At 68.6% G+C, this 20679-nt stretch carries 19 protein-coding genes; all 19 read left to right on the forward strand.

The annotated features are described in order from the left end of the window. The first annotated feature begins 177 nt into the window (after nt 1-177). Nucleotides 178-1848: a GspE/PulE family protein gene (locus ACIQUC_RS10935; protein WP_402266674.1), complete on the forward strand. Its 1671-nt coding sequence runs from the start codon at nt 178-180 to the stop codon at nt 1846-1848. A 16-nt stretch (nt 1849-1864) separates the two neighbouring features. After that, the gene (locus tag ACIQUC_RS10940; protein WP_402266677.1) at nt 1865-3535 is read left to right on the forward strand and encodes a PilT/PilU family type 4a pilus ATPase; all 1671 of its coding nucleotides are present in this window, start codon (nt 1865-1867) and stop codon (nt 3533-3535) included. Continuing rightward, nucleotides 3535-4758: a type II secretion system F family protein gene (locus ACIQUC_RS10945; RefSeq protein WP_022906897.1), complete on the forward strand. Its 1224-nt coding sequence runs from the start codon at nt 3535-3537 to the stop codon at nt 4756-4758. The genes ACIQUC_RS10940 and ACIQUC_RS10945 overlap by 1 nt, the downstream gene beginning before the upstream one ends. A gap of 193 nt (nt 4759-4951) precedes the next feature. Next, a complete protein-coding gene (locus ACIQUC_RS10950) occupies nt 4952-5383 on the forward strand; it encodes a type II secretion system protein (protein ID WP_402266680.1) in 432 nt (143 codons plus the stop codon). Nucleotides 5384-5458: 75 nt separating this feature from the next. Then, on the forward strand, nt 5459-6922 hold the full coding sequence (locus ACIQUC_RS10955) for a prepilin-type N-terminal cleavage/methylation domain-containing protein (protein WP_402266683.1): 1464 nt from the start codon (nt 5459-5461) through the stop codon (nt 6920-6922). After that, the gene (locus ACIQUC_RS10960; RefSeq protein ID WP_022906894.1) at nt 6919-7623 is read left to right on the forward strand and encodes a type II secretion system protein J; all 705 of its coding nucleotides are present in this window, start codon (nt 6919-6921) and stop codon (nt 7621-7623) included. The genes ACIQUC_RS10955 and ACIQUC_RS10960 overlap by 4 nt, the downstream gene beginning before the upstream one ends. A gap of 47 nt (nt 7624-7670) precedes the next feature. Then, entirely contained in the window at nt 7671-9500 is a 1830-nt protein-coding gene (locus ACIQUC_RS10965) for a hypothetical protein (protein ID WP_402266687.1), read from the forward strand. Then, nucleotides 9467-10342 carry a prepilin peptidase gene (locus ACIQUC_RS10970; RefSeq protein ID WP_022906892.1) on the forward strand — a complete coding sequence of 292 codons (876 nt, stop codon included), beginning with the start codon at nt 9467-9469 and terminating at the stop codon, nt 10340-10342. Before ACIQUC_RS10965 ends, ACIQUC_RS10970 begins: the two co-directional genes overlap by 34 nt. Before the next feature lie 36 nt (nt 10343-10378). Further along, nucleotides 10379-11431 carry a type IV pilus assembly protein PilM gene (pilM, locus tag ACIQUC_RS10975; RefSeq protein WP_402266691.1) on the forward strand — a complete coding sequence of 351 codons (1053 nt, stop codon included), beginning with the start codon at nt 10379-10381 and terminating at the stop codon, nt 11429-11431. Next, nucleotides 11428-12162: a hypothetical protein gene (locus tag ACIQUC_RS10980; RefSeq protein WP_022906890.1), complete on the forward strand. Its 735-nt coding sequence runs from the start codon at nt 11428-11430 to the stop codon at nt 12160-12162. Before pilM ends, ACIQUC_RS10980 begins: the two co-directional genes overlap by 4 nt. Continuing rightward, nucleotides 12159-12872, forward strand: a complete 714-nt coding sequence (locus ACIQUC_RS10985) for a hypothetical protein (RefSeq protein WP_402266694.1) — start codon at nt 12159-12161, stop codon at nt 12870-12872. The genes ACIQUC_RS10980 and ACIQUC_RS10985 overlap by 4 nt, the downstream gene beginning before the upstream one ends. A 176-nt stretch (nt 12873-13048) precedes the next feature. Then, entirely contained in the window at nt 13049-13747 is a 699-nt protein-coding gene (locus tag ACIQUC_RS10990) for a hypothetical protein (RefSeq protein WP_402266697.1), read from the forward strand. 25 nt (nt 13748-13772) lie between these two features. Then, nucleotides 13773-14231 (forward strand): DUF6121 family protein, encoded by a 459-nt coding sequence (locus ACIQUC_RS10995; protein WP_022906887.1) that lies wholly within the window; start codon nt 13773-13775, stop codon nt 14229-14231. A 34-nt stretch (nt 14232-14265) separates the two neighbouring features. Next, entirely contained in the window at nt 14266-15414 is a 1149-nt protein-coding gene (locus ACIQUC_RS11000; protein WP_402266700.1) for a hypothetical protein, read from the forward strand. A 414-nt stretch (nt 15415-15828) separates the two neighbouring features. Beyond that, nucleotides 15829-16197, forward strand: coding sequence for a 30S ribosomal protein S12 (gene rpsL / locus ACIQUC_RS11005; RefSeq protein ID WP_017885540.1), 369 nt, complete (start codon nt 15829-15831; stop codon nt 16195-16197). Between the two features lie 4 nt (nt 16198-16201). Beyond that, on the forward strand, nt 16202-16672 hold the full coding sequence (rpsG, locus tag ACIQUC_RS11010) for a 30S ribosomal protein S7 (protein WP_022903294.1): 471 nt from the start codon (nt 16202-16204) through the stop codon (nt 16670-16672). A gap of 87 nt (nt 16673-16759) precedes the next feature. Next, nucleotides 16760-18874 carry an elongation factor G gene (gene fusA, locus ACIQUC_RS11015; RefSeq protein WP_022906885.1) on the forward strand — a complete coding sequence of 705 codons (2115 nt, stop codon included), beginning with the start codon at nt 16760-16762 and terminating at the stop codon, nt 18872-18874. Nucleotides 18875-19007: 133 nt separating this feature from the next. Beyond that, complete coding sequence (gene tuf / locus ACIQUC_RS11020) at nt 19008-20195, forward strand: elongation factor Tu (protein WP_022906884.1); 1188 nt, start codon at nt 19008-19010, stop codon at nt 20193-20195. Between the two features lie 172 nt (nt 20196-20367). Next, entirely contained in the window at nt 20368-20625 is a 258-nt protein-coding gene (locus ACIQUC_RS11025; RefSeq protein WP_022906883.1) for a hypothetical protein, read from the forward strand. Nucleotides 20626-20679: the final 54 nt, after the last annotated feature.

The following is a 20679-nucleotide window of genomic DNA, read 5'->3' on the forward strand; positions in this document are numbered from 1 at the left end:
GTGCAGGCATCTCGATACCCGCGGGTACCCCTGCACTGGGGCCACGGGAAACCCCCTCGCCCCCTCGTTGTGGGACTGCGGCGGCCGATCCGTGCCGACGTAGCGTGGTCGGGCGCCGAACCCCACCGGCGCTCGTCCCCACGACCCCCGCGCGACCCGAAGGAGGCTCCGCAGCTCATGGCCACGCTGTCCGAGATCCTCATCCTCAACGGAGCCCTCCCGATCGAGCACCTCGACTCGATGACCGGCGACGAGGAGATCGACGACCGGTCGATCCGCTCGCTCGTCGACCAGGGCCTCGTCAGCGAGGCGCAGTACATCACCGCCCGTGCCGCGTCGAACAACTCCAAGACCGTCCCGCTGACGGACTACCCGGTGGACGGCACCGCGGTGTCGATGCTCCCCGCGGCGCTCTGCCGTCGGCACGGGGTGCTCGGCGTCGGGTTCGAGGGCGAGGTCCTCGTGCTCGCGATGGTGAACCCGACGAACGTCCTCGCGATCGACGACGCCCGCACCGCCTCCGGTCGCCCCGTGAAGCCGCTGCAGGTCGACGAACGCGATCTCGCCGCCGCGCTCGACCGCTACCTGCGTGCCGACGACGAGCTCAACGACCTGACCTCCTCGCTCGAGGAAGAGGCGTCGGCGCAGACGCAGCAGCAGGTCGACCTGACCGACGGCGCCCTCGACGACGTCCCGATCGTCCGGTTCGTGAACCTCCTCGTCTCCCAGGCCATCCAGGACCACGCGTCCGACATCCACATCGAGCCCGGCGAGCACGAGGTCCGCGTCCGGTACCGCATCGACGGTGTGCTCCACGAGATGGCGCCGGCGCCGAAGAACATCCAGAACGGCGTCATCAGCCGGCTCAAGATCATGAGCGACATCGACATCGCCGAGCGTCGGAAGCCGCAGGACGGCCGCATGTCGGTGCGGCACGGCGGCCGGCAGATCGACCTCCGCGTCGCGACCCTCCCCACCGTCTGGGGCGAGAAGGTCGTCATGCGGATCCTCGACAACACGAACACGTCGATGTCCCTCAAGGACCTCAACCTGCTCGAGCAGAACTTCCAGGCGTACCAGCGGTCCTACTCGAAGCCCTACGGGATGATCCTCGTCACCGGGCCGACCGGGTCCGGCAAGTCGACGACGCTCTACACGACCCTGAACGCCGTCGCCCGTCCCGAGATCAACGTCATCACCGTCGAGGACCCGGTCGAGTACCGGATGGCCGGCATCAACCAGGTGCAGGTCAACCCGAAGGCGGGCCTGACGTTCGCGTCGGCCCTGCGGTCGATCCTCCGGTCGGACCCCGACGTCGTGCTCCTCGGTGAGATCCGCGACCACGAGACCGCGCAGATCGCGATCGAGGCCTCGCTCACCGGCCACCTCGTGCTGTCCACGCTGCACACCAACGACGCCCCGTCCGCGGTGACACGGCTCACCGAGATGGACATCGAGCCGTTCCTCGTCGGGTCCGCCCTCGACTCCGTGGTCGCCCAGCGTCTGGCGCGCCGGCTCTGCGACCGCTGCAAGGCGCCCGCGCAGTACACGACGGCACAACTCGTGGCGCTCGGTTTCGTCGCGGACCAGGACTCCGCCGTGCCGGAGTTCTTCGGCCCGGTCGGCTGCGCCGTCTGCTCGAACACCGGGTACCGCGGCCGCATCGCCCTGCACGAGGTCATGACGGTGACCGAGGAGATCGAGCGCCTCGCGGTGTCGCGCGCCTCGAGTGCCGAGATCGGCCGCGTCGCCCAGCAGCAGGGCATGCTCACCCTCCGCCAGGACGGGTGGGAGAAGGTCAAGCTCGGCATGACGAGCATCGACGAGATCCTGCGCGTGGTCGCGTAGGCGTGGGAGTGGGACGATGACCGATTCCGTCTACGACATCTCCGTGCCCGGCGACGAGCCGGTCGCCGGATGGCACCCGGGACGCCCCGGCACCGAGGTCGGCGGGCGCCGGGCCGCACGGCTCGCGGCCGCAGCGGCCCAGCAGCCGACGTCGCCGGCCGTGGAGGCGCAGCCCGCCCCCGCCTCGGCCGCGCCGGTCTACGACCTGTCGGGTGACACCGCGTGGCCGGCGCCGTCCGCGACCGCGCCGGGCACCGCGTCCGGACCGCAGCCGTCCCTCGCGAGCGGGTCCTGGCCGGCGCCGTCCGGCGACCCCGTCGCCGTGCCGGTCGCGCAGCCGCACACCCGGCCCGCGACGCCGTCCGCAGCCGTCCCGCCGTCGACCGCGTCCTACGGGTACGCCGACGCGGCGACGCAGCACCTGCCGGTCGTACCCGCCGAACCGACCACGATCCTCCCGACCGTCGCCACCACGGCCACCCGCGTGCCGGCGCCCGCCGGGCACGACGAGATCAACTTCACCCGCCACGCGCGCGAGGTGGCGGACCCCGACCTCATCACCGCGCTCGCCCAGGTCGTCTACCAGGGCGCGTCGGACCTGCACCTCACCGCCGACGCCGCACCCACCGTGCGCGTCGACGGCTCCCTGCGTCCCGCCGTCCCGGGCGGCCCCTGGGCCCGGAACAAGGTGATCGCCGCCCTCAAGACCCTGCTCTCGGTCGAGCAGGCCGGACAGTTCGACCACGAGCAGGAACTCGACTTCGCCTACTCGCTGTCCCCCGAGTACCGCTTCCGCGTGAACTACTACCAGCAGCGCGGCAACTGGGGCGCGGCGTTCCGCATCATCCCCACCAAGATCAAGACCCTCAAGCAGCTCGGGATCCCCGAGCACGTGGGGGAGTTCGCCAAGCTGCCGCGCGGACTCGTGCTCGTCACCGGGCCGACCGGATCCGGCAAGTCGACCACCCTCGCCGCGCTCATCGACCTCGTCAACGAGACCCGTGCCGACCACATCGTCACGGTCGAGGACCCGATCGAGTTCATGCACGACCACAAGAAGGCGATCATCAACCAGCGCGAGGTCGGCGCGGACACCCACTCGTTCGCCGCCGCCCTGAAGCACGTGCTGCGGCAGGACCCCGACGTCATCCTCATCGGCGAGCTCCGCGACCTCGAGACGATCTCCGTCGCCCTCACCGCCGCCGAGACCGGACACCTCGTCTTCGCCACCCTGCACACCCAGAGCGCACCGGGCACGATCGACCGTGTCATCGACGTCTTCCCGCCGCACCAGCAGGGACAGATCCGGACCCAGCTCGCCTCGACGCTCGAAGGCGTCGTCTGCCAGACCCTCGTGCCGAAGGCCAACGGCGCCGGCCGGGTCGTCGCCACCGAGATCATGAAGACCACCCCGGCCATCGGGAACCTCGTGCGCGAGGGCAAGACCTACCAGATCACCTCCGCCATGCAGGCCGGACGCGACATGGGCATGCACACGATGGACCAGGACCTCGCCGAACTCGTCAACGTCGGCACCGTCACGCGTGCCGCCGCGATGGAGAAGGTCCACGACCACGAGGGCTTCGACCGCCTCGTGCAGCGCGTCGAGTCCCCGTCCGACTCCTCCGCCGCCGCGATCGCCGCATCCGAGATCGACTTCGGCGACAAGTACTCAGGAGGCCACTGATGTCGCTCGCCTACGACTACCGGGGGCGCGACGGCGCCGGCAAGCTCGTGAAGGGGCGGCTCGACGCGTCCTCCGAAGGAGCGGTCGTCCAGCGCCTGCGGGGCATGGGGGTCTCGCCGATCGCCATCACCGAGGCGAAGCCCGGCACCGGGTTGCAGACCGAGATCAAGATCCCCGGGTTCGAGAAGGGCGTGGGGCTCAAGGACCTGGCGATCATGTCGCGGCAGGCGTCGACCATGCTGACCTCGGGCCTCTCGCTGCTCCGGGCGCTGTCGATCCTGGCCGACCAGACCGAGAACAAGAAGCTGAAGGTCATCCTCGGCAAGGTCCGTGACGACGTCGAGCGCGGTGTCTCGTTCTCGGAGGCCGTGGCGAAGTACCCGGTCGACTTCCCGCCGATCATGATCAACATGATCCGGGCCGGCGAGACCGGTGGCTTCCTCGACCAGGCGATGGACTCCATCGCCACGAACTTCGAGAAGGAGCACAAGCTCCGGTCCACCATCAAGTCGGCGATGACCTACCCCGTGGTCGTGCTCGTGATGTCGCTGCTCGCGGTCGTCATCATGCTCATCTTCATCGTGCCGATCTTCCAGGACATGTTCTCGAGCCTCGGTGGGAAGCTGCCCGTGCCGACGCAGATCCTCGTGTCGATGTCCCATGCGATGCGCTGGCTCGGACCGGTGCTCGCCGTCGCCGTCGTGGTGGGGTGGCTCTGGTACCGCGCGAACAAGAACACCGATCGCTTCCGGGCGTTCCGCGACCCGTTGATGATGCGGCTACCCGTCTTCGGTCCGCTCACGAAGAAGATCGTCATCGCCCGGTTCGCGCGCAATTTCTCGAACATGATCGGTGCCGGCGTGCCCATTCTTCAGGCATTGCAGATCGTCGGCGAAGTGTCGAACAACTTCGTCGTGCAGAAAGCCCTCGAGCGCGTCGGTGAAAGCGTTCGAAAAGGTGAGTCGATTTCTGCTCCACTCGCGAAGGAAAAAGTGTTCCCGAGCATGGTCTCGCAGATGATGGCCGTCGGCGAGGACGCCGGATCCCTCGAGGTCATGCTCGAGAAGATCGCGATCTTCTACGACGCCGAGGTCGAGGCGACGACCGAGTCCCTGACTGCGCTGATCGAGCCGTTGCTCATCGCGTTCCTCGGTGTCGTGGTCGGCGGGATGATCATCGCGCTCTACCTGCCGATCTTCGAGATCACGTCCCTGGTCAAGTAGTAACCAGTTTCCGCTACCCCTCGTGCGGGGGCGGGAATGCCCCCGCTGCCCCCGGGAGTGGGGGTATTTCCTTGCCCCCTTGCCCCCCGTTCTCGGGATTATGCCCGGAATTGGCCCTGAATACTCTTGTCAGCGGCGGCCGAGCAAGCCCCGAACAATCTTCCGATCGCATTCCCGAAAGAATGGAACCACCATGTACTTCGCGCTCATGGGCAAGCTCGACGCTCGCCGCAAGGGACTCCTCGCCGAGGACGAGAAGGGCTTCACGCTCATCGAGCTCCTCGTCGTCGTGATCATCATCGGCATCCTCGCCGCGATCGCCATCCCGGTGTACCTCAACGTGCAGAACAACGCGAAGGACGCCTCGGTCAAGTCGGACCTCGCCAACGCGAAGACCGCGGTGATCGCGTTCCAGACGGACAAGAACGGCAAGCTGCCGACCGCCACCGAGTTCAACACGTCCGCGACGATGACTCCCTACGGCTGGACGAAGAGCACCGACACGACCTTCACGTACGCTCCCGCCGCGACCGGCTCGTCGTTCTGCATCTCGGCTCGGGGCGCGACGCAGACGGACTTCAAGATCACGGACACGACTGCAGCCGTCGCGGGCACCTGCAACTGATCGACCGACTGAAGGGCGGTCCGTCGAAGGACGGACCGCCCTTTCGCTCACCCGAACACCGACGAGGAGGTGACCATGATCCAACGACTGCTGAACGTCCTCAGCCCGCGCGACGAGCGCGACGCCGAGGCCGGCTTCTCGATCATCGAGGTCATGGTCGCGATGATGGTGTTCGCGGTGATGTCGGTGGGCATCGCCTACGGCATCGCCAACACCCTGCAGCTCACCCAGACGACGCGCGGTCGAGAGACCGCGGTCGCACTGGCGTCACAGGACATCGACACCCTCCGGCAGACGGCTGCGGCGTCGACCGGGGGGATCTTCGACGTGGTCAGCAAGGCGGGGGCCGACAACACGAAGACGGTCGGCAACGTCGAGTACAAGATCGACCGGTCGGTCTCGTGGGTGCAGAGCGACGGCGCGACCGGTGCGTGCGGGTCGTCGACCGGAAAGCTCGCGTACAAGAGCGTCGTCGAGACCGTGAGCTGGCCCAACCCGCGGGGAGCCGGGACGAGCTCCACCTCGGTGACCTCCGCCATCGCGCCGAGCGACGCCGTGACCGATCCCGGGTACGGCACGCTCATCATCTCGGTCGCGACGGCGTCCGGCGCCCCGAACCCGGGCGTCGGGATCACCGTCACCCCGGTGTCCGGCGGCGGCGGTTCGGCGCTCACGACGCCGGTCCGGCCGACCGACGCGCAGGGCTGTTCCTACGCGGTCAACGTCGCCCCCGGGGACTACACCGTCACCGCGAACACCACCGGCGGCATCGACACGGGCCAGGCGCAGCCGTCATCGCAGTCGCCGATCACCGTCTCCGCCGGCGCGAGCTCGCCGGTCCCGTTCGTCTACGACCGTGCGAGCCAGCTGACGCTGCAGTACGCCAAGGACTACAACGCAACGCTCCCCACGAACATGGTGACGGTGCTGTCCTCGACGGTCGGCGGTCTCGACACGATGAAGCCGTGGGACGTCACGAGCACTTCCCTCGTCGTCACGTCGGCGTCCACGCCGAGCATGCCCGTGTTCCCCTTCACCTCGGGCTACACGGTGTACGCGGGCCCCTACTCGAACAGCCCGGCGTCGTCGTCGAGCTGCCTCAGCCCGAACCCGGCGGCCTGGTCCACCCCGAACCCCTCGGGAGCCATCGGTGTGGCACCCCTATCGGTCGCGACCTCACCGGGGACGGCATCCTCCGCCTCCGTGATGATGGGCGTCGCGACGGTGAAGGGCGTCAAGGGTCGCTACGTCACCGCGGTGTCGTCCTCGAGTCCCGCAGCGGGCGACCCGGGGTGCTCCGCCGGCATGACGATGAAGTTCCCGGTGTCGGCGGCCGACACCGCGACGATCGCCCTGCCGTTCGGCACGTGGACCCTCTACTCCGGAACGACGTTCGGCGCGACGACCAAGAACGAGATCGCCTCGAACGCCTCGAACGTGAAGGCCGTCACGAGCGGCAGCGTCAACCAGAAGACCGCGCTCGTGGTCATCAGCTACGACAACACCCTCACGCTCGATCCGAGAGGACAGACGTCGTGACCCGGGTCCTCCGCCGACTGCACTCCGACGAGTCCGGCGTCTCGCTGTCCGAGCTGCTCGTCGCGATGAGCGTGGCGATGATCATCCTCGTCGCCGTCGGAGGGTTCTTCACCGCCACGCTCCGGGCCGGTTCGACGAACACGACGTCCGACCAGAACGCACGGTCGGCCTCCATCGTGATGAACTCGATGACCCGCTACGTCCATGCTGCGAGCCTGCTGCCGAAGTCGGACGGCAGCTACGCGGCGGCGTTGACCGAAGCCGGGCCGACCCGGACGACCTTCTTCGCCTACATCAACCTCGACGGCAACAGCACCGACAAGCCCGTGCAGATCCGCTACTCGCTGAACGCGGCGAAACGGATCGTCCTCGACCAGTGGGACGGCACCGCCAACAACGGCTTCTGGACCTTCCCCGCGACCACCCAGACGCCCACCCGCAGCACCGTCGTCGGCGGTCCGATCGCATCGCCCACGGTCGACGGTGATCCGCTGTTCGAGTACCTGGGTGCCAACGGCGGACCGATCGCGACGCAGGCCGACGGCACGCTCGCCACCACCCAGCTCGGCAACGTGCGGGCCGTCCGTGTGAACCTCGAGCTCGGCTCGTCGACGGCGGGTCTGTCCGGCAACACCCACATCCAGAACACCCTCTACCTCTTCAACGTGGTCTACGGGACGAGCACCGGAGGGACCCCGTGAGGCGCATCCGTGCACTGCTGGACCGGGCGGATCGTGACGAACGCGGGATGATCCTCGGCAACGTGCTCATCTTCGGCACCGTCATGATGGTGCTGGTCGCGACGATGATCGCCGTCTCGACGTCCGGCGCCGTGAAGTCCGCGACCGACCGCAACTTCCAGAACGCCATCGCTGCCGCGTACGCGGGGCTGGCGGACTACCAGTCGAAGCTCTCGAACGACAACGGGTACGCGCTCTACGGCAACGGCGATGCGCAGTTCAGCAAGGACAGCGGCTCGAGCTTCACCGGTCTGAACGGCAACGACGCGTTCTCGACGTGGGCGAAGGTGGTCGGCTCGACGGACCAGTGGTACCGGTACGAGGTCGACAACTCGAACTACTCGGCGAAGGGCGTCCTCAAGGTCCGGGTGACCGGCAAGTCCGGCGGCAGCGTGCGGTCCCTGGTGGCCAACCTCAAGGGCGACGGGTTCATCAACTACCTGTACTTCACCAACTACGAGTCGTCGAACCCGGCGATCACCGGCAGCACCTGCACCACGATGTACCAGTGGCAGAGCGGATCGAAGTGCCAGGCCGTCCAGTTCGCCGGGACCGACGTCCTGAACGGGCCGATCCGCACGAACGACGTGTTCACCGCCGCGTGCTCCACCGTGTTCAACGGGACCGTCGAACAGCACGACACGACCGTCCGCCCTTCCAGCGGTTCGTGCAGCGGTGTCTTCAACGGCGGTGCTGCGACGGCGGTGCCGTACCTCGGCCTCCCCGCGCTGAACTCGAACATGTCCCAGGAGACCCGGACGGACCTCCCGACGTCGGTGCCGCGTCCGGGGTGCCTGTACACGGGCCCCACCAGGGTGTCGTTCCTCGGCAACGGCAAGATGACCGTCTGGTCGCCGTGGTCCAAGGCGACCCAGATCCGGGTGATCGCTTCGACCGGTGAGGTCAAGGAGACGACCGACGTCGCGAAGTCCGCCGCACTGTGCGGGACCGTGTCGGACCTGCAGAGTGCCGCCGGGGCGACCATCCCGACCCTGCCGGCGAACCTCATGTACGTCCAGGACGTGCCGACGGCCAGCAACGACGTCAACTCCTGGGCCGCGAACACGTACCCCTCGAAGTACACGAACACGTACTGCACGACGACGGTCACCGTGCGCTCGAACGGGACGTCGACGACCACGGCGAACCAGCCCTTCAGCAACGGGCAGGGCTTCCCGGCAGCGGGCGAGTGGATCAACGGCGGGTCCACCGGCTCGTACTCGCAGACGGGTTCGGCGTCCGACACCTACAGCTGCTCGGCGGGGGACGTGTTCGTCAGCGGAGCGTTCAGCGGTGCGATGACCATCGCGTCGTCCGGCACCATCTGGGTCACGGACGACGTCACCTACGTCAGTGCGACGAACGACATCCTCGGGCTGGTGGGTCAGAACGCCGTCGAGGTCTACAACCCGGCGCGCTGCACCTCGTACCCGACCGTCTACCAACGTGGTGTCGGCTACGTCACCGACACGACGCGCTGCAACTCGAGCGGGGTCGGACTCCTCAACCGCTCCGGAGGCAACTCGCTCACGATCAGTGCGGCGATCGCGAGCAACGCCGGGACCTTCTGGAACCAGAACTACGACATCGGGTCGAAGTTGGGCGTGCTCAAGGTCATCGGCTCGATCGCGCAGAACTGGCGCGGGCCCGTCGCGACCACGGGCGGCACGGGCTTCTCGAAGAACTACGTCTACGACCAGCGCCTGCTGACCACGGCGCCGCCGAAGTTCCTGCAGCCCGTCTCGACCTCCTACGGGGTCACCACGCAGGTCGAAGTGCAGGCGGCGTTCAAGCCGGACGGCTCGTGCGCGACCACCAGCACGGGGGCGTGCAGGTGAACGGCGTGCGCGAGCTGCTGCCGGTCGTCGTCGTCCTCGCCGGTGTCCTCGGGCTGCTCGTCGGCTCGTTCCTGAACGTCGTCGTCCACCGCGTCCCCGCGGGTCTCTCCGTAGTGTCCCCGCCGAGCGCATGCCCCGGGTGCGGACACGCGATCCGTCGTCGGGACAACGTGCCGGTGCTGTCCTGGTTGCTCCTCCGCGGCCGGTGCCGTGACTGCGCGGAGCCGATCTCGCCCCGGTACCCGATCGTCGAGCTCGCGACCGCACTCCTGTTCGTGGTCGTCGCGGCGGTCGCGGTGTCCGGCCCGGTGGTGATCGGCACGATCCCCGTCCCGGCCGCCCAGGCGGTGCTCCTCGCGGCGCTGCTGTACCTCATGGCGATCTCCGTCGCCCTCGCACTGATCGACATCGAGACGCACACCCTGCCGAACGCGATCGTCTACCCGTCCGCCGTGGTCCTCGCCGCCCTGCTGGTCGTCGCCTCCGTGCTGAGCGGTGACTTCGGCGCCCTCGGCCGGGCCGGCATCGGGGCGGTCGTCCTGGGCGGTGCGTACCTCACGCTGGCGCTCGCCGTCCCGGGCGGGATGGGACTCGGCGACGTCAAACTCGCGGTCGTCCTCGGACTCGTCCTCGCGTACCTCGGATGGGGACCCCTCGCAGTGGGTGCTTTCGGTGCCTTCGTCGTCGGAGGTACCGTCGCGATCGCGCTGGTCCTCACCCGGCGCGCCAGGTGGCGTGGCGGCGTGCCGTTCGGCCCGGCGATGTTGGCCGGTGCCTGGATCGGCATCGTCTTCGGCCACGGCGTCTGGACCGCCTACCTCGGGGTCCTCGGACTCGCCTGACACCTCCTCCGACCACTCCTCGACGAAAGCAGCATCATGGGCAAGAGCATCGTGGGCATCGACATCGCGGGATCCTCGATCCGCGCGGTCGAGGTCGCGAACGCCGACCGCGCACGCCCGACCGTCCTGCGGTTCGCCGAGGTCCCGACGCCGCCCGACGCCGTCAGCCGCGGGGAGGTGCTCGAGCCGAACACGGTCGCGTCGGCGCTGCGCTCGCTGTGGTCGATCGGGCGGTTCCGTTCGCGTGACGTCGTGCTCGGCATGGGCAACCAACGCGTCCTGTCCCGCGACCTCACCGTCCCCGCGGCGCCGCTCGCCCAGATCCGCGAGAGCCTGCCGTTCCAGGTCCAGGACATGCTCCCGGTCCCCGTCGGTGACGCGATCCTCGACTTCTACCCGACCGCCGAGGCGACGGGCGAGAACGGACCCGTCGTGCACGGTCTGCTCGTCGCGGCGATCAAGGACGCCGTCCTCGCGAACGTCAAGGCCGCACAGCTGGCGGGCCTGAACCCGGTCGGCGTCGACCTCATCCCGTTCGCCCTGACCCGGGTGCTCGTCGGACGACCCGGGCTGCACGGCACCACGGCGCTCGTCCAGCTCGGGGCGGACACCACGACCGTGGTCCTCGTGACCGACGGCGTCCCCCAGTTCGTGCGGATCATCCCGACGGGCGGGAACGACGTCACGAAGACGCTCGCCGCCGCGCTCGACATCGAGTTCGGACAGGCCGAGGTCGTGAAGCGGCACCTGGGCATCGGTGGGGACGCGCGCACGCCTGACGACGTGCGTGCCGTGACGGTGATCACCGACGCCGTCACCGAGCTCATCTCGAGCCTGCGCAACACCATCAGCTACTTCGTCAACACGCGCCCTGGTGACCGCGTCGAGCGCATCGTCCTGGTCGGTGGTGGGGCTCGCCTCCAGGGACTGCCGGAAGCGCTCGCCGCACACACGCACCTCCCCGTCCAACGCGGCTCCGCGTTCACCGGCGCCGACCTCGCGCGGTCGATCCCGGTGCAGGACGTGACGGACCACGAAGACGCGATCGCCGTCGCCTACGGGCTGGCAGTGGGGAGCCGAGCAGCATGACCGCCACGGACATCCGGGCCACGGTGCCCGATGAGGCCGTCGGAGCCGGACGCGGCAGCACCGCACGCGGTGGTCGGCCTTCGGTCGCCTCGATCGCGGGCCGCGAGCCTCGGGTCGACCTCCTGCCGCCCGAGGTGCACGCCGAACGGCGCGAGCGGGCGATCGCCCGGCGGGCCTGGCTCGGCGTGATCGTCGCCGCCGCGGTCGCGGCTCTGGCCACGGGGGGTGCCTACGTCCACCAGCTCGAGACCGCGCAGTCGTACCTGTCCGCCCAGAACGAGACGACCTCACTCCTGCAGCAGCAGCAGCGCTACTCCGAGGTCCGCTCGGTCGAGAACGACACGGCCCTGCTCGAAGCTGCACAGTCGGTCGGCGGCTCCACCGAGATCGACTGGAGCTCGACGCTCGCGCAGCTGAAGTCGGTGCTCCCCGCCGGCGTCTCGATCACGGCGATGACGATCGACTCCGCCGACGCCACCGAGTCGTTCGCGCAGTCCACGGTCCCGTTGCAGGGATCGCGCGCGGCGACGATGCAGTTGACGATCCAGAGCCCGGGCATCCCGTCGGTCCCCGACTGGACCGCACGGCTCTCGCAACTCCGCGGGTACGTCGACTCGACGATCACCTCGGTCTCGCTCGAAGAGGACACCGGCCAGTACTCGGCGACCATCCAGGCACACCTCGGCGCGAAGGCGTTCGACGGCAAGTACACGAAGGACGGATCGAAGTGAACAAGAACCGTCTCTCCCTCATCATCGCCCTCGCAGCGACGCTGGTCGTCCTCGCGGGTGGGTGGTTCCTCGGCGCGCAGCCACAGCTGGCGCAGGCGTCCGACAACACCGCGCAGCAAGCCGACATCGACGCGACGAACGCGAAGAACCGCGCCGAGCTCCGCCGACTCGAGACGGCGTACACCTCGCTCGACGCGACCAAGGCCGAACTCGCCGATCTGCGCGCCTCGGTCCCGGCATCGACCGACACCGCCTCGCTCCTCGACCAGTTCAACGGTGCCGGCGCCGCGAGTGGGGTCACGGTCACGTCGATCACCATCGGGGACCCGAAGGCGTACACGCCGGTGACCTCGGCTGCGTCGGCGACGGCGTCCGCGACCGCCGCCCCGTCGGCCTCCCCCTCGGCGTCGTCGTCGGCTTCGCCCGCGTCCGCACCGACGGCAGCGGCGACGCCCGATGCTCCCGCTCCGCACAGCGACGCACAGATCACGGCTTCGAACTTCGTGGTCGTGCCCGTGACCGTGGCGGTCAAGGGTTCCTACGACCAGGCGATCGGCTTCACGAAGGCCGTGCAGAACGGCGATCGGCTGTTCCTCGTGAACGGTCTCGCCGCGACGAGCTCGGACTCCGGTGGCGATCCGATGACGGACCAGTCGTGGTCGCTGTCGGGCTACGTCTACGTGCTCGCAGACCCCGCCGCGACCAACTGAACCGACCCCCACCAACTGGGGTCCGACGCGCCACGCCGAACCCTCTTCCGTCCGGCCTCCGGCTGTGCCTACGATGCTCCCGAGCCCGCATTCGCGGCAGCTCATCCCTCTCTCGAACGGCCGCTCGAAATGGCCGTTCCTCGTCGTGCCCGGAGTCGCGCGTGTTGGCTGGAATCGTGGAGTTCCTCGGTTGGTTCGGAGCTGTAACCGTCCTTGCGGGTTACTTGCTCTTCTCGATGGGCAAGCTCCCGAACGGCCCGGTCTACCAGCTGTTCAACCTCGTGGGCGGGCTCGCCGTGGCGATCAACGTCGCCGCCCACCACGCGATCCCGTCGACGATCGTCAACGGCATCTGGGCGATCGTCGCCGTCGTCGTCCTGGTCAAGATGGCGCGGGCCAAGCGGGCTGCGAAGCGAGGCGCTCCGGTGACCGAGGCGCCGGTGCTCCACACCGAACCGCCGGCGACCACGGCGGTCCTGCCGATCGTCGGGCCGGCACTGCGTGACCACGAGGCGGAGGCGACGCTCCCCGTGACACCCGCGCCGCGCCTCCAGGACGCCCCGCCGGCGACTGCCGACACGACCACGACCGCCGACCGGGCCACGGTGACGGCCTCCGCGGCCACCGAGCCCGCCGCGCCGACCGCCGCCGCACCGATGACGGAGTCCATCCCGGTGATCACCGCGACCATCGCGCTGGCCCTGGTCGCTGCGGCGCAGGAACACGCGGACAGCGCGGCGCAGGACCAGACTGAGCAGGACCACGGGGCGCAGGACGACGCGGAGCAGCGGGACCCGGTCGCGCAGGACCACGCGGACCACGCCGCGCACCCGCACGTCGACGAGCCGCAGCACGCAGCCAGCGCCAGCATCTGAGGCCCGCCAGCGATACGATCACCGCATGTCCCGGTGGTTGATCGCGACGATGACGTCGATCCTGTTCATCGCGCTCGTCATCGCGGTGACCGGCTTCGAGGCGCTCCTCGCCGACGTCGAGGTCATCTCCCAGCCCGACGCCACGCCGTACCTCGGCCCCGCGATGGTGCTCGGCGGTGCGGTGGTGGTGTTCCTCGCCACGGCGGTCGGCTCCCGCGAGGGCAACCCGGGCGTCACGGGCCTCGTGGCCGCGGCGACGAGCTACCTCGTGATGCTCGGCGTCGGTGCGGTCGGGTACAGCCTGATCCGCTCCGACCTCACCGAGCTGGTGGTCTTCCCCGCGGGGTACGCGCTCGGTCCGTTCGTCGTCGGATCGGTCGTGGTGGCGCTGGTGTGCGTCGTCGGCGGGATCGCCGTGACACGGCACCAGTCGCGCTCGTCGGGGGTCCGCCCCGAGCCCGGCGATGACGGTGCCCGCCGGTAGTCTTCCAGCAGCACCAGAGGACGACGGGGGACCGATGACCGACCAGCAGCAGGCCGACGGATGGGGATCCGTCCCGGCAGTGGACTCGATCCGCGGCACACAGGACGCACCGCCGGTGGGCGCGAGCGGACCGCAGCCGTTCCGGCGGGGCGCGCCTCGGCGCCGACTCGGTCGCGGACCGCTCATCGGCATCATCGCCGGCGGCGCCGCCGTCGTGCTCCTCCTCGTCGCCGGCGTGGTCGGCTACTCGGTCGGCACGTCGACGCACGCGCCCGACCGGCCGGTCCGCGCCTTCCTCGACGACCTCACCGCAGGCCGTGTCTCCGACGCGCTGGACGCCGCGGGCATCGACCACGACGAGCGCGACCTGCTCCTCACCGACGCCGCCTACGCGAAGGCGAAGGACCGCATCACCGGGTACCGGATCGCGGCCACGCGTGACGACGGCGACACCGCGACGGTCACGGCGTACCTGCGGCAGGCGGGCCGTGACGTGTCGTCCACCTTCACGCTCGACAAGACGGGTACCGAATGGGGCGTCTTCCCCGTCTGGGAGCTCGAGCCACCCCGTCTCGGCGCGGTGGACGTGAGCCTGCGCGGACCCACCGGGACGAAGGTCTCGGTCGCCGGGCAGTCCGTCGTGACGTCGAAGGACGGCACGGTGACCCTCACGGCGCTCCCCGGTTCGTACGACGTCGCGGTCGACGGCGGCAAGTGGTTCTCGGCGAAGGCGTCGACGGCGACGGTCACGGGCTTCGGGGGCACCGCCTCGAGTCCCGTCTCGATGACGACGGAGCTCACCTCGGCCGGCAAGCAGTCCGCCCAGGCAGCGGTCGACGCCTGGGTCGACGGCTGCATCGCGTCGACCGACGCCGCACCCGCCGGCTGCAGCTTCTACGCCTACGGTCAGGACGCCGCGTACACCTACTCGAACCAGAAGTGGACGCTGGACACCCGCCCGACGGTGTCGATCGGTGCGTGGGCGGCGAACGGGTGGCTCGTCACCACGACCAGCTTCGGCCGCGCGACGTTCACGGCGGACATCTCCGGCCCGGGTGGGGTCGGCACGGCCTCGGCCGGCCCGATGAACGTCAACGCCAGCGGGTACGTCACCGAGTTCACGGACGCGGGTGCGACGTTCCGGTCGGCGGTCGGCAACGGGTCGTCGGACACCGGTTCCTGACGCGCGCCCGGACGACGACGCGGTCCCGGCTCGTCCAGGAGGCGCGGTGCGGCCCCGCCGCGCCGGTCGCGGACGCCCGGGTGCACGTCACCGACCACCGCCACCGGTCCCGCCGGACCGGGCCGGCCGGAGCGCCCCGCGCCCAGCGTGACCATCCGCGTGACGGCTGTTCGCCCAGGGCACTCGTCACGCGCCTCCAGGGCGACGCGCCCGGATTGATTTCGCCGGGTTACGCGGGTAATCTCTTCCGGGTGTGCGCCTTCGGGCGTGCCCGAAAAGTCCGGTCCGACCAACGGTCGGCCGGGACACTCCGTCCCCCACTCGTCATCCGCCGTCAGGCGGTGATCAGCGTGGGACGAGGAAGCCGGCGGTCCGCGCCGGCCGGAGAACACGAGCGAAGAACCAGGAGAACAGTTGCCTACTATTCAGCAGCTGGTTCGCAAGGGTCGTACGCCCAAGGTCACCAAGACCAAGGCGCCCGCCCTGAAGGCGAACCCCCAGCAGCGTGGTGTGTGCACCCGCGTCTACACCACCACCCCGAAGAAGCCGAACTCGGCACTGCGCAAGGTCGCTCGTGTCAAGCTCTCGAACGGCACCGAGGTCACGGCCTACATCCCCGGTGAGGGCCACAACCTCCAGGAGCACTCGATGGTGCTCGTGCGCGGCGGTCGTGTGAAGGACCTCCCCGGTGTCCGCTACAAGATCATCCGCGGTGCGCTCGACACGCAGGCCGTGAAGAACCGTAAGCAGGCACGTAGCCGCTACGGCGCGAAGAAGGGTTGAGCCAATGCCTCGTAAGGGTCCCGCCCCCAAGCGTCCCGTCGTCGCAGACCCGGTCTACGGCGCACCGATCGTCTCGCAGCTCGTGAACAAGATCCTGCTCGACGGCAAGAAGGGCCTCGCCGAGCGCATCGTCTACGGTGCACTCGAAGGCGTTTCCGCCAAGAACCAGCAGGACGCCGTCGCGACGCTCAAGAAGGCGCTCGACAACGTCCGTCCGACCCTCGAGGTCCGCAGCCGCCGCGTCGGTGGCTCGACCTACCAGGTCCCGGTCGAGGTCAAGCCGCACCGCGCGAACACCCTCGCGCTCCGCTGGCTGACCTCGTACGCCAAGGCCCGTCGCGAGAAGACGATGACCGAGCGTCTCATGAACGAGATCCTCGACGCGTCGAACGGTCTCGGTGCCGCGGTCAAGCGCCGCGAGGACACGCACAAGATGGCCGAGTCGAACAAGGCCTTCGCCCACTACCGCTGGTAGTCCCGGCACCGTCCGGGCGCCGGTGGTCATGAACCCCGGCGCCCGGACGGACGCCAACCTCTCCTACAACTCTTCCGGAGGAACCCTGTGGCACAGGACGTGCTCACCGACCTGAACAAGGTCCGCAACATCGGCATCATGGCGCACATCGATGCCGGCAAGACCACGACGACCGAGCGCATCCTGTTCTACACGGGCATCACGCACAAGATCGGTGAGGTCCACGACGGCGCAGCCACGATGGACTGGATGGCGCAGGAGCAGGAGCGCGGCATCACGATCACGTCGGCCGCGACGACCTGCTTCTGGGACAACAACCAGATCAACATCATCGACACCCCCGGTCACGTGGACTTCACGGTCGAGGTGGAGCGTTCGCTCCGCGTCCTCGACGGTGCGGTCGCCGTGTTCGACGGCAAGGAGGGCGTCGAGCCCCAGTCCGAGACCGTGTGGCGTCAGGCCGACAAGTACGACGTCCCGCGCATCTGCTTCGTCAACAAGATGGACAAGCTGGGCGCCGACTTCTACTTCACGGTCGACACCATCGTCAACCGCCTCGGCGCGGAGCCCCTCGTGCTCCAGCTCCCGATCGGTGCCGAGAACGACTTCGTCGGCATCATCGACCTCATCGAGATGCACGCCAAGGTCTGGCCGGGCGACGCCAAGGGTGATGTCACCATGGGCGCCCAGTACGAGGTCCAGGAGATCCCCGCGGACCTCAAGGACCGCGCGGAGGAGTACCGCGCGAAGCTGATCGAGCGCGTCGCCGAGACCGACGACGCCCTGCTCGAGAAGTTCTTCGGTGGCGAGGAGCTCACCAAGGACGAGATCAAGGGCGCGATCCGCAAGCTCACGATCGCTTCCGAGGTCTACCCCGTCCTGTGCGGCTCGGCCTTCAAGAACCGCGGTGTCCAGCCGATGCTCGACGCCGTCATCGACTACCTCCCGTCCCCGCTCGACGTGCCGCCGATGATCGGCCACGACGTCAAGGACGAGGAGAAGGAGATCATCCGCAAGCCCGACGCGTCGGAGCCGTTCTCGGCCCTCGCGTTCAAGGTCGCGGTGCACCCCTTCTTCGGTCGTCTCACCTACGTCCGCGTCTACTCGGGCTCGATCGAGTCGGGTGCCCAGGTCATCAACTCGACCAAGGGCAAGAAGGAGCGCATCGGGAAGATCTTCCAGATGCACTCCAACAAGGAGAACCCGGTCGACAACGTGACCGCCGGCCACATCTACGCGGTCATCGGCCTCAAGGACACCACCACCGGTGACACCCTGTGCGACCCGACCAACCAGGTCGTCCTCGAGTCGATGACGTTCCCGGAGCCGGTCATCGAGGTCGCCATCGAGCCGAACACGAAGGCTGACCAGGAGAAGCTCTCCACGGCCATCCAGAAGCTCGCCGAAGAGGACCCGACGTTCCGCGTCGAGCTCAACGCCGAGACCGGTCAGACGACGATCAAGGGCATGGGCGAGCTCCACCTCGACATCCTCGTCGACCGCATGAAGCGCGAGTTCAAGGTCGAGGCGTCCGTCGGCAAGCCCCAGGTGGCGTACCGCGAGACCCTGACCAAGGTCGTCGAGCGCTACGACTACACGCACAAGAAGCAGACCGGTGGTTCCGGCCAGTTCGCGAAGGTGCAGATCGCCCTCGAGCCGATGGAAGTCACGGCCGAGAAGGTCTACGAGTTCGAGAACGCCGTCACCGGTGGTCGCGTCCCGCGTGAGTACATCCCGTCGGTCGACGCCGGTATCCAGGACGCCATGCAGGTCGGCATCCTGGCCGGGTACCCGACCGTCGGCGTGAAGGCCATCCTCAAGGACGGCGCGGCGCACGACGTCGACTCGTCCGAGATGGCGTTCAAGATCGCCGGTTCGATCGCCTACAAGGAAGCGGCCCGCAAGGCCGGTCCGGCGATCCTCGAGCCGATCATGGCCGTCGAGGTCCGTACTCCGGAGGAGTACATGGGCGACGTCATCGGTGACCTGAACTCCCGTCGTGGCCAGATCGCCTCGATGGAGGACGCCTCGGGCGTCAAGGTGGTCCGCGCGAGCGTGCCGCTGTCCGAGATGTTCGGCTACGTCGGCGACCTGCGGTCGAAGACCTCTGGTCGTGCGGTCTACTCGATGACCTTCGAGACCTACAGCCAGGTCCCGGCCAAGGTCGCCGAGGAGATCATCGCGAAGAACGCGGGGGAGTGACGCTCCAGCGTCACTCCACAGGCGGGGGTGCCCGGCGACGGGCCCCTCGCCACCAAGTACAGTAAAGACACACACTGCACGCCAACGGTTTCGAACCGGGGGCATGCTCTCCGAGTCCTGAGGAGGACCCACAGTGGCCAAGGCCAAGTTCGAGCGGACCAAGCCGCACGTCAACATCGGAACCATCGGTCACGTCGACCACGGCAAGACCACGCTCACGGCGGCGATCACCAAGGTTCTGCACGACCAGTACCCGGACCTCAACGAGGCCCGTGACTTCGCTCAGATCGACAACGCTCCCGAGGAGCGCGAGCGCGGCATCACGATCAACATCTCGCACGTCGAGTACCAGACCGACAAGCGCCACTACGCGCACGTCGACGCTCCGGGCCACGCCGACTACGTGAAGAACATGATCACGGGTGCGGCGCAGATGGACGGCGCGATCCTCGTGGTCGCCGCCACCGACGGTCCGATGCCCCAGACGCGTGAGCACGTGCTGCTCGCCCGCCAGGTCGGCGTCCCCTACATCGTCGTCGCGCTGAACAAGTCCGACATGGTGGACGACGAGGAGATCCTGGAGCTCGTCGAGCTCGAGGTCCGTGAGCTCCTCGGCTCGCAGGAGTTCGACGAGGACGCCCCCGTCGTGCAGGTCTCGGCGCTCAAGGCGCTCGAGGGCGACGACAAGTGGGTCAAGTCCGTCCAGGACCTGATGGCCGCCGTCGACGAGTCCGTTCCGGACCCGGTGCGCGCGACCGACCAGCCCTTCCTCATGCCGATCGAGGACGTCTTCACGATCACCGGTCGTGGCACGGTCGTCACCGGTCGTGTCGAGCGTGGCACGCTCGACCTGAACTCCGAGGTCGAGATCGTCGGCATCCGCCCGACGCAGAAGACCACGGTCACGGGCATCGAGATGTTCCGCAAGCTGCTCGACAAGGCCGAGGCTGGTGACAACACCGGTCTGCTCATCCGTGGCCTCAAGCGCGAGGACGTGGAGCGCGGCCAGGTCGTCGTGAAGCCGGGTTCGGTCACGCCGCACACCGAGTTCAAGGCGAACGCCTACATCCTGACCAAGGAAGAGGGCGGGCGTCACAACCCGTTCTACGCGAACTACCGTCCGCAGTTCTACTTCCGCACCACGGACGTCACCGGCGTCATCACGCTGCCCGAGGGCACCGAGATGGTCATGCCCGGCGACACCGTGTCGATGGCCGTCGAGCTGATCCAGCCGATCGCCATGGAGCCGGGTCTCCGTTTCGCCATCCGTGAGGGTGGTCGTACGGTCGGCGCCGGTACGGTCGAGGAGATCGTCAAGTAACTCCGGTTACCTGCGTCGAGCGGGGTCGGGCCTTCGGGCCCGGCCCCGCTCTGCTGTTCGCCGGGCGGGGTCCGGCGGACAGACGGCCCGATTCGGAGCACGATGTGGGCCAAGCGGCCGGATCGACCGGCCATCGAGCGGCCGGGTCACCTCCGGTCGGCAGGGAGGCAGCATGGCCGGCTTCGACGACATCCAGAAGAACGTCTCCGCCAAGGCGGAGGAGGTCACCGATCGCGCGAAGGCGTTCGTGGACCAGAACAAGGACAAGATCGAGGAAGCCCTGAAGAGCGACAAGGCCGAGGAGGTCTCGGACAAGCTCATCCACGGCCTCGCCGACGGCCTGAAGAAGGTCACCGGCGGCAAGTTCGACGAGCAGATCGACAAGACCGCCGCGGACCTCGACGGCAAGATCGGCAACGACGGCGCGTAGATCCGACGCTCCGGTCGGGACGGGAGGCGCGGCGCACGTCGTGCGCGGCGCCTC

This window comes from Curtobacterium sp. NPDC098951 (genome assembly GCF_044759965.1).
Lineage (GTDB): Bacteria > Actinomycetota > Actinomycetes > Actinomycetales > Microbacteriaceae > Curtobacterium.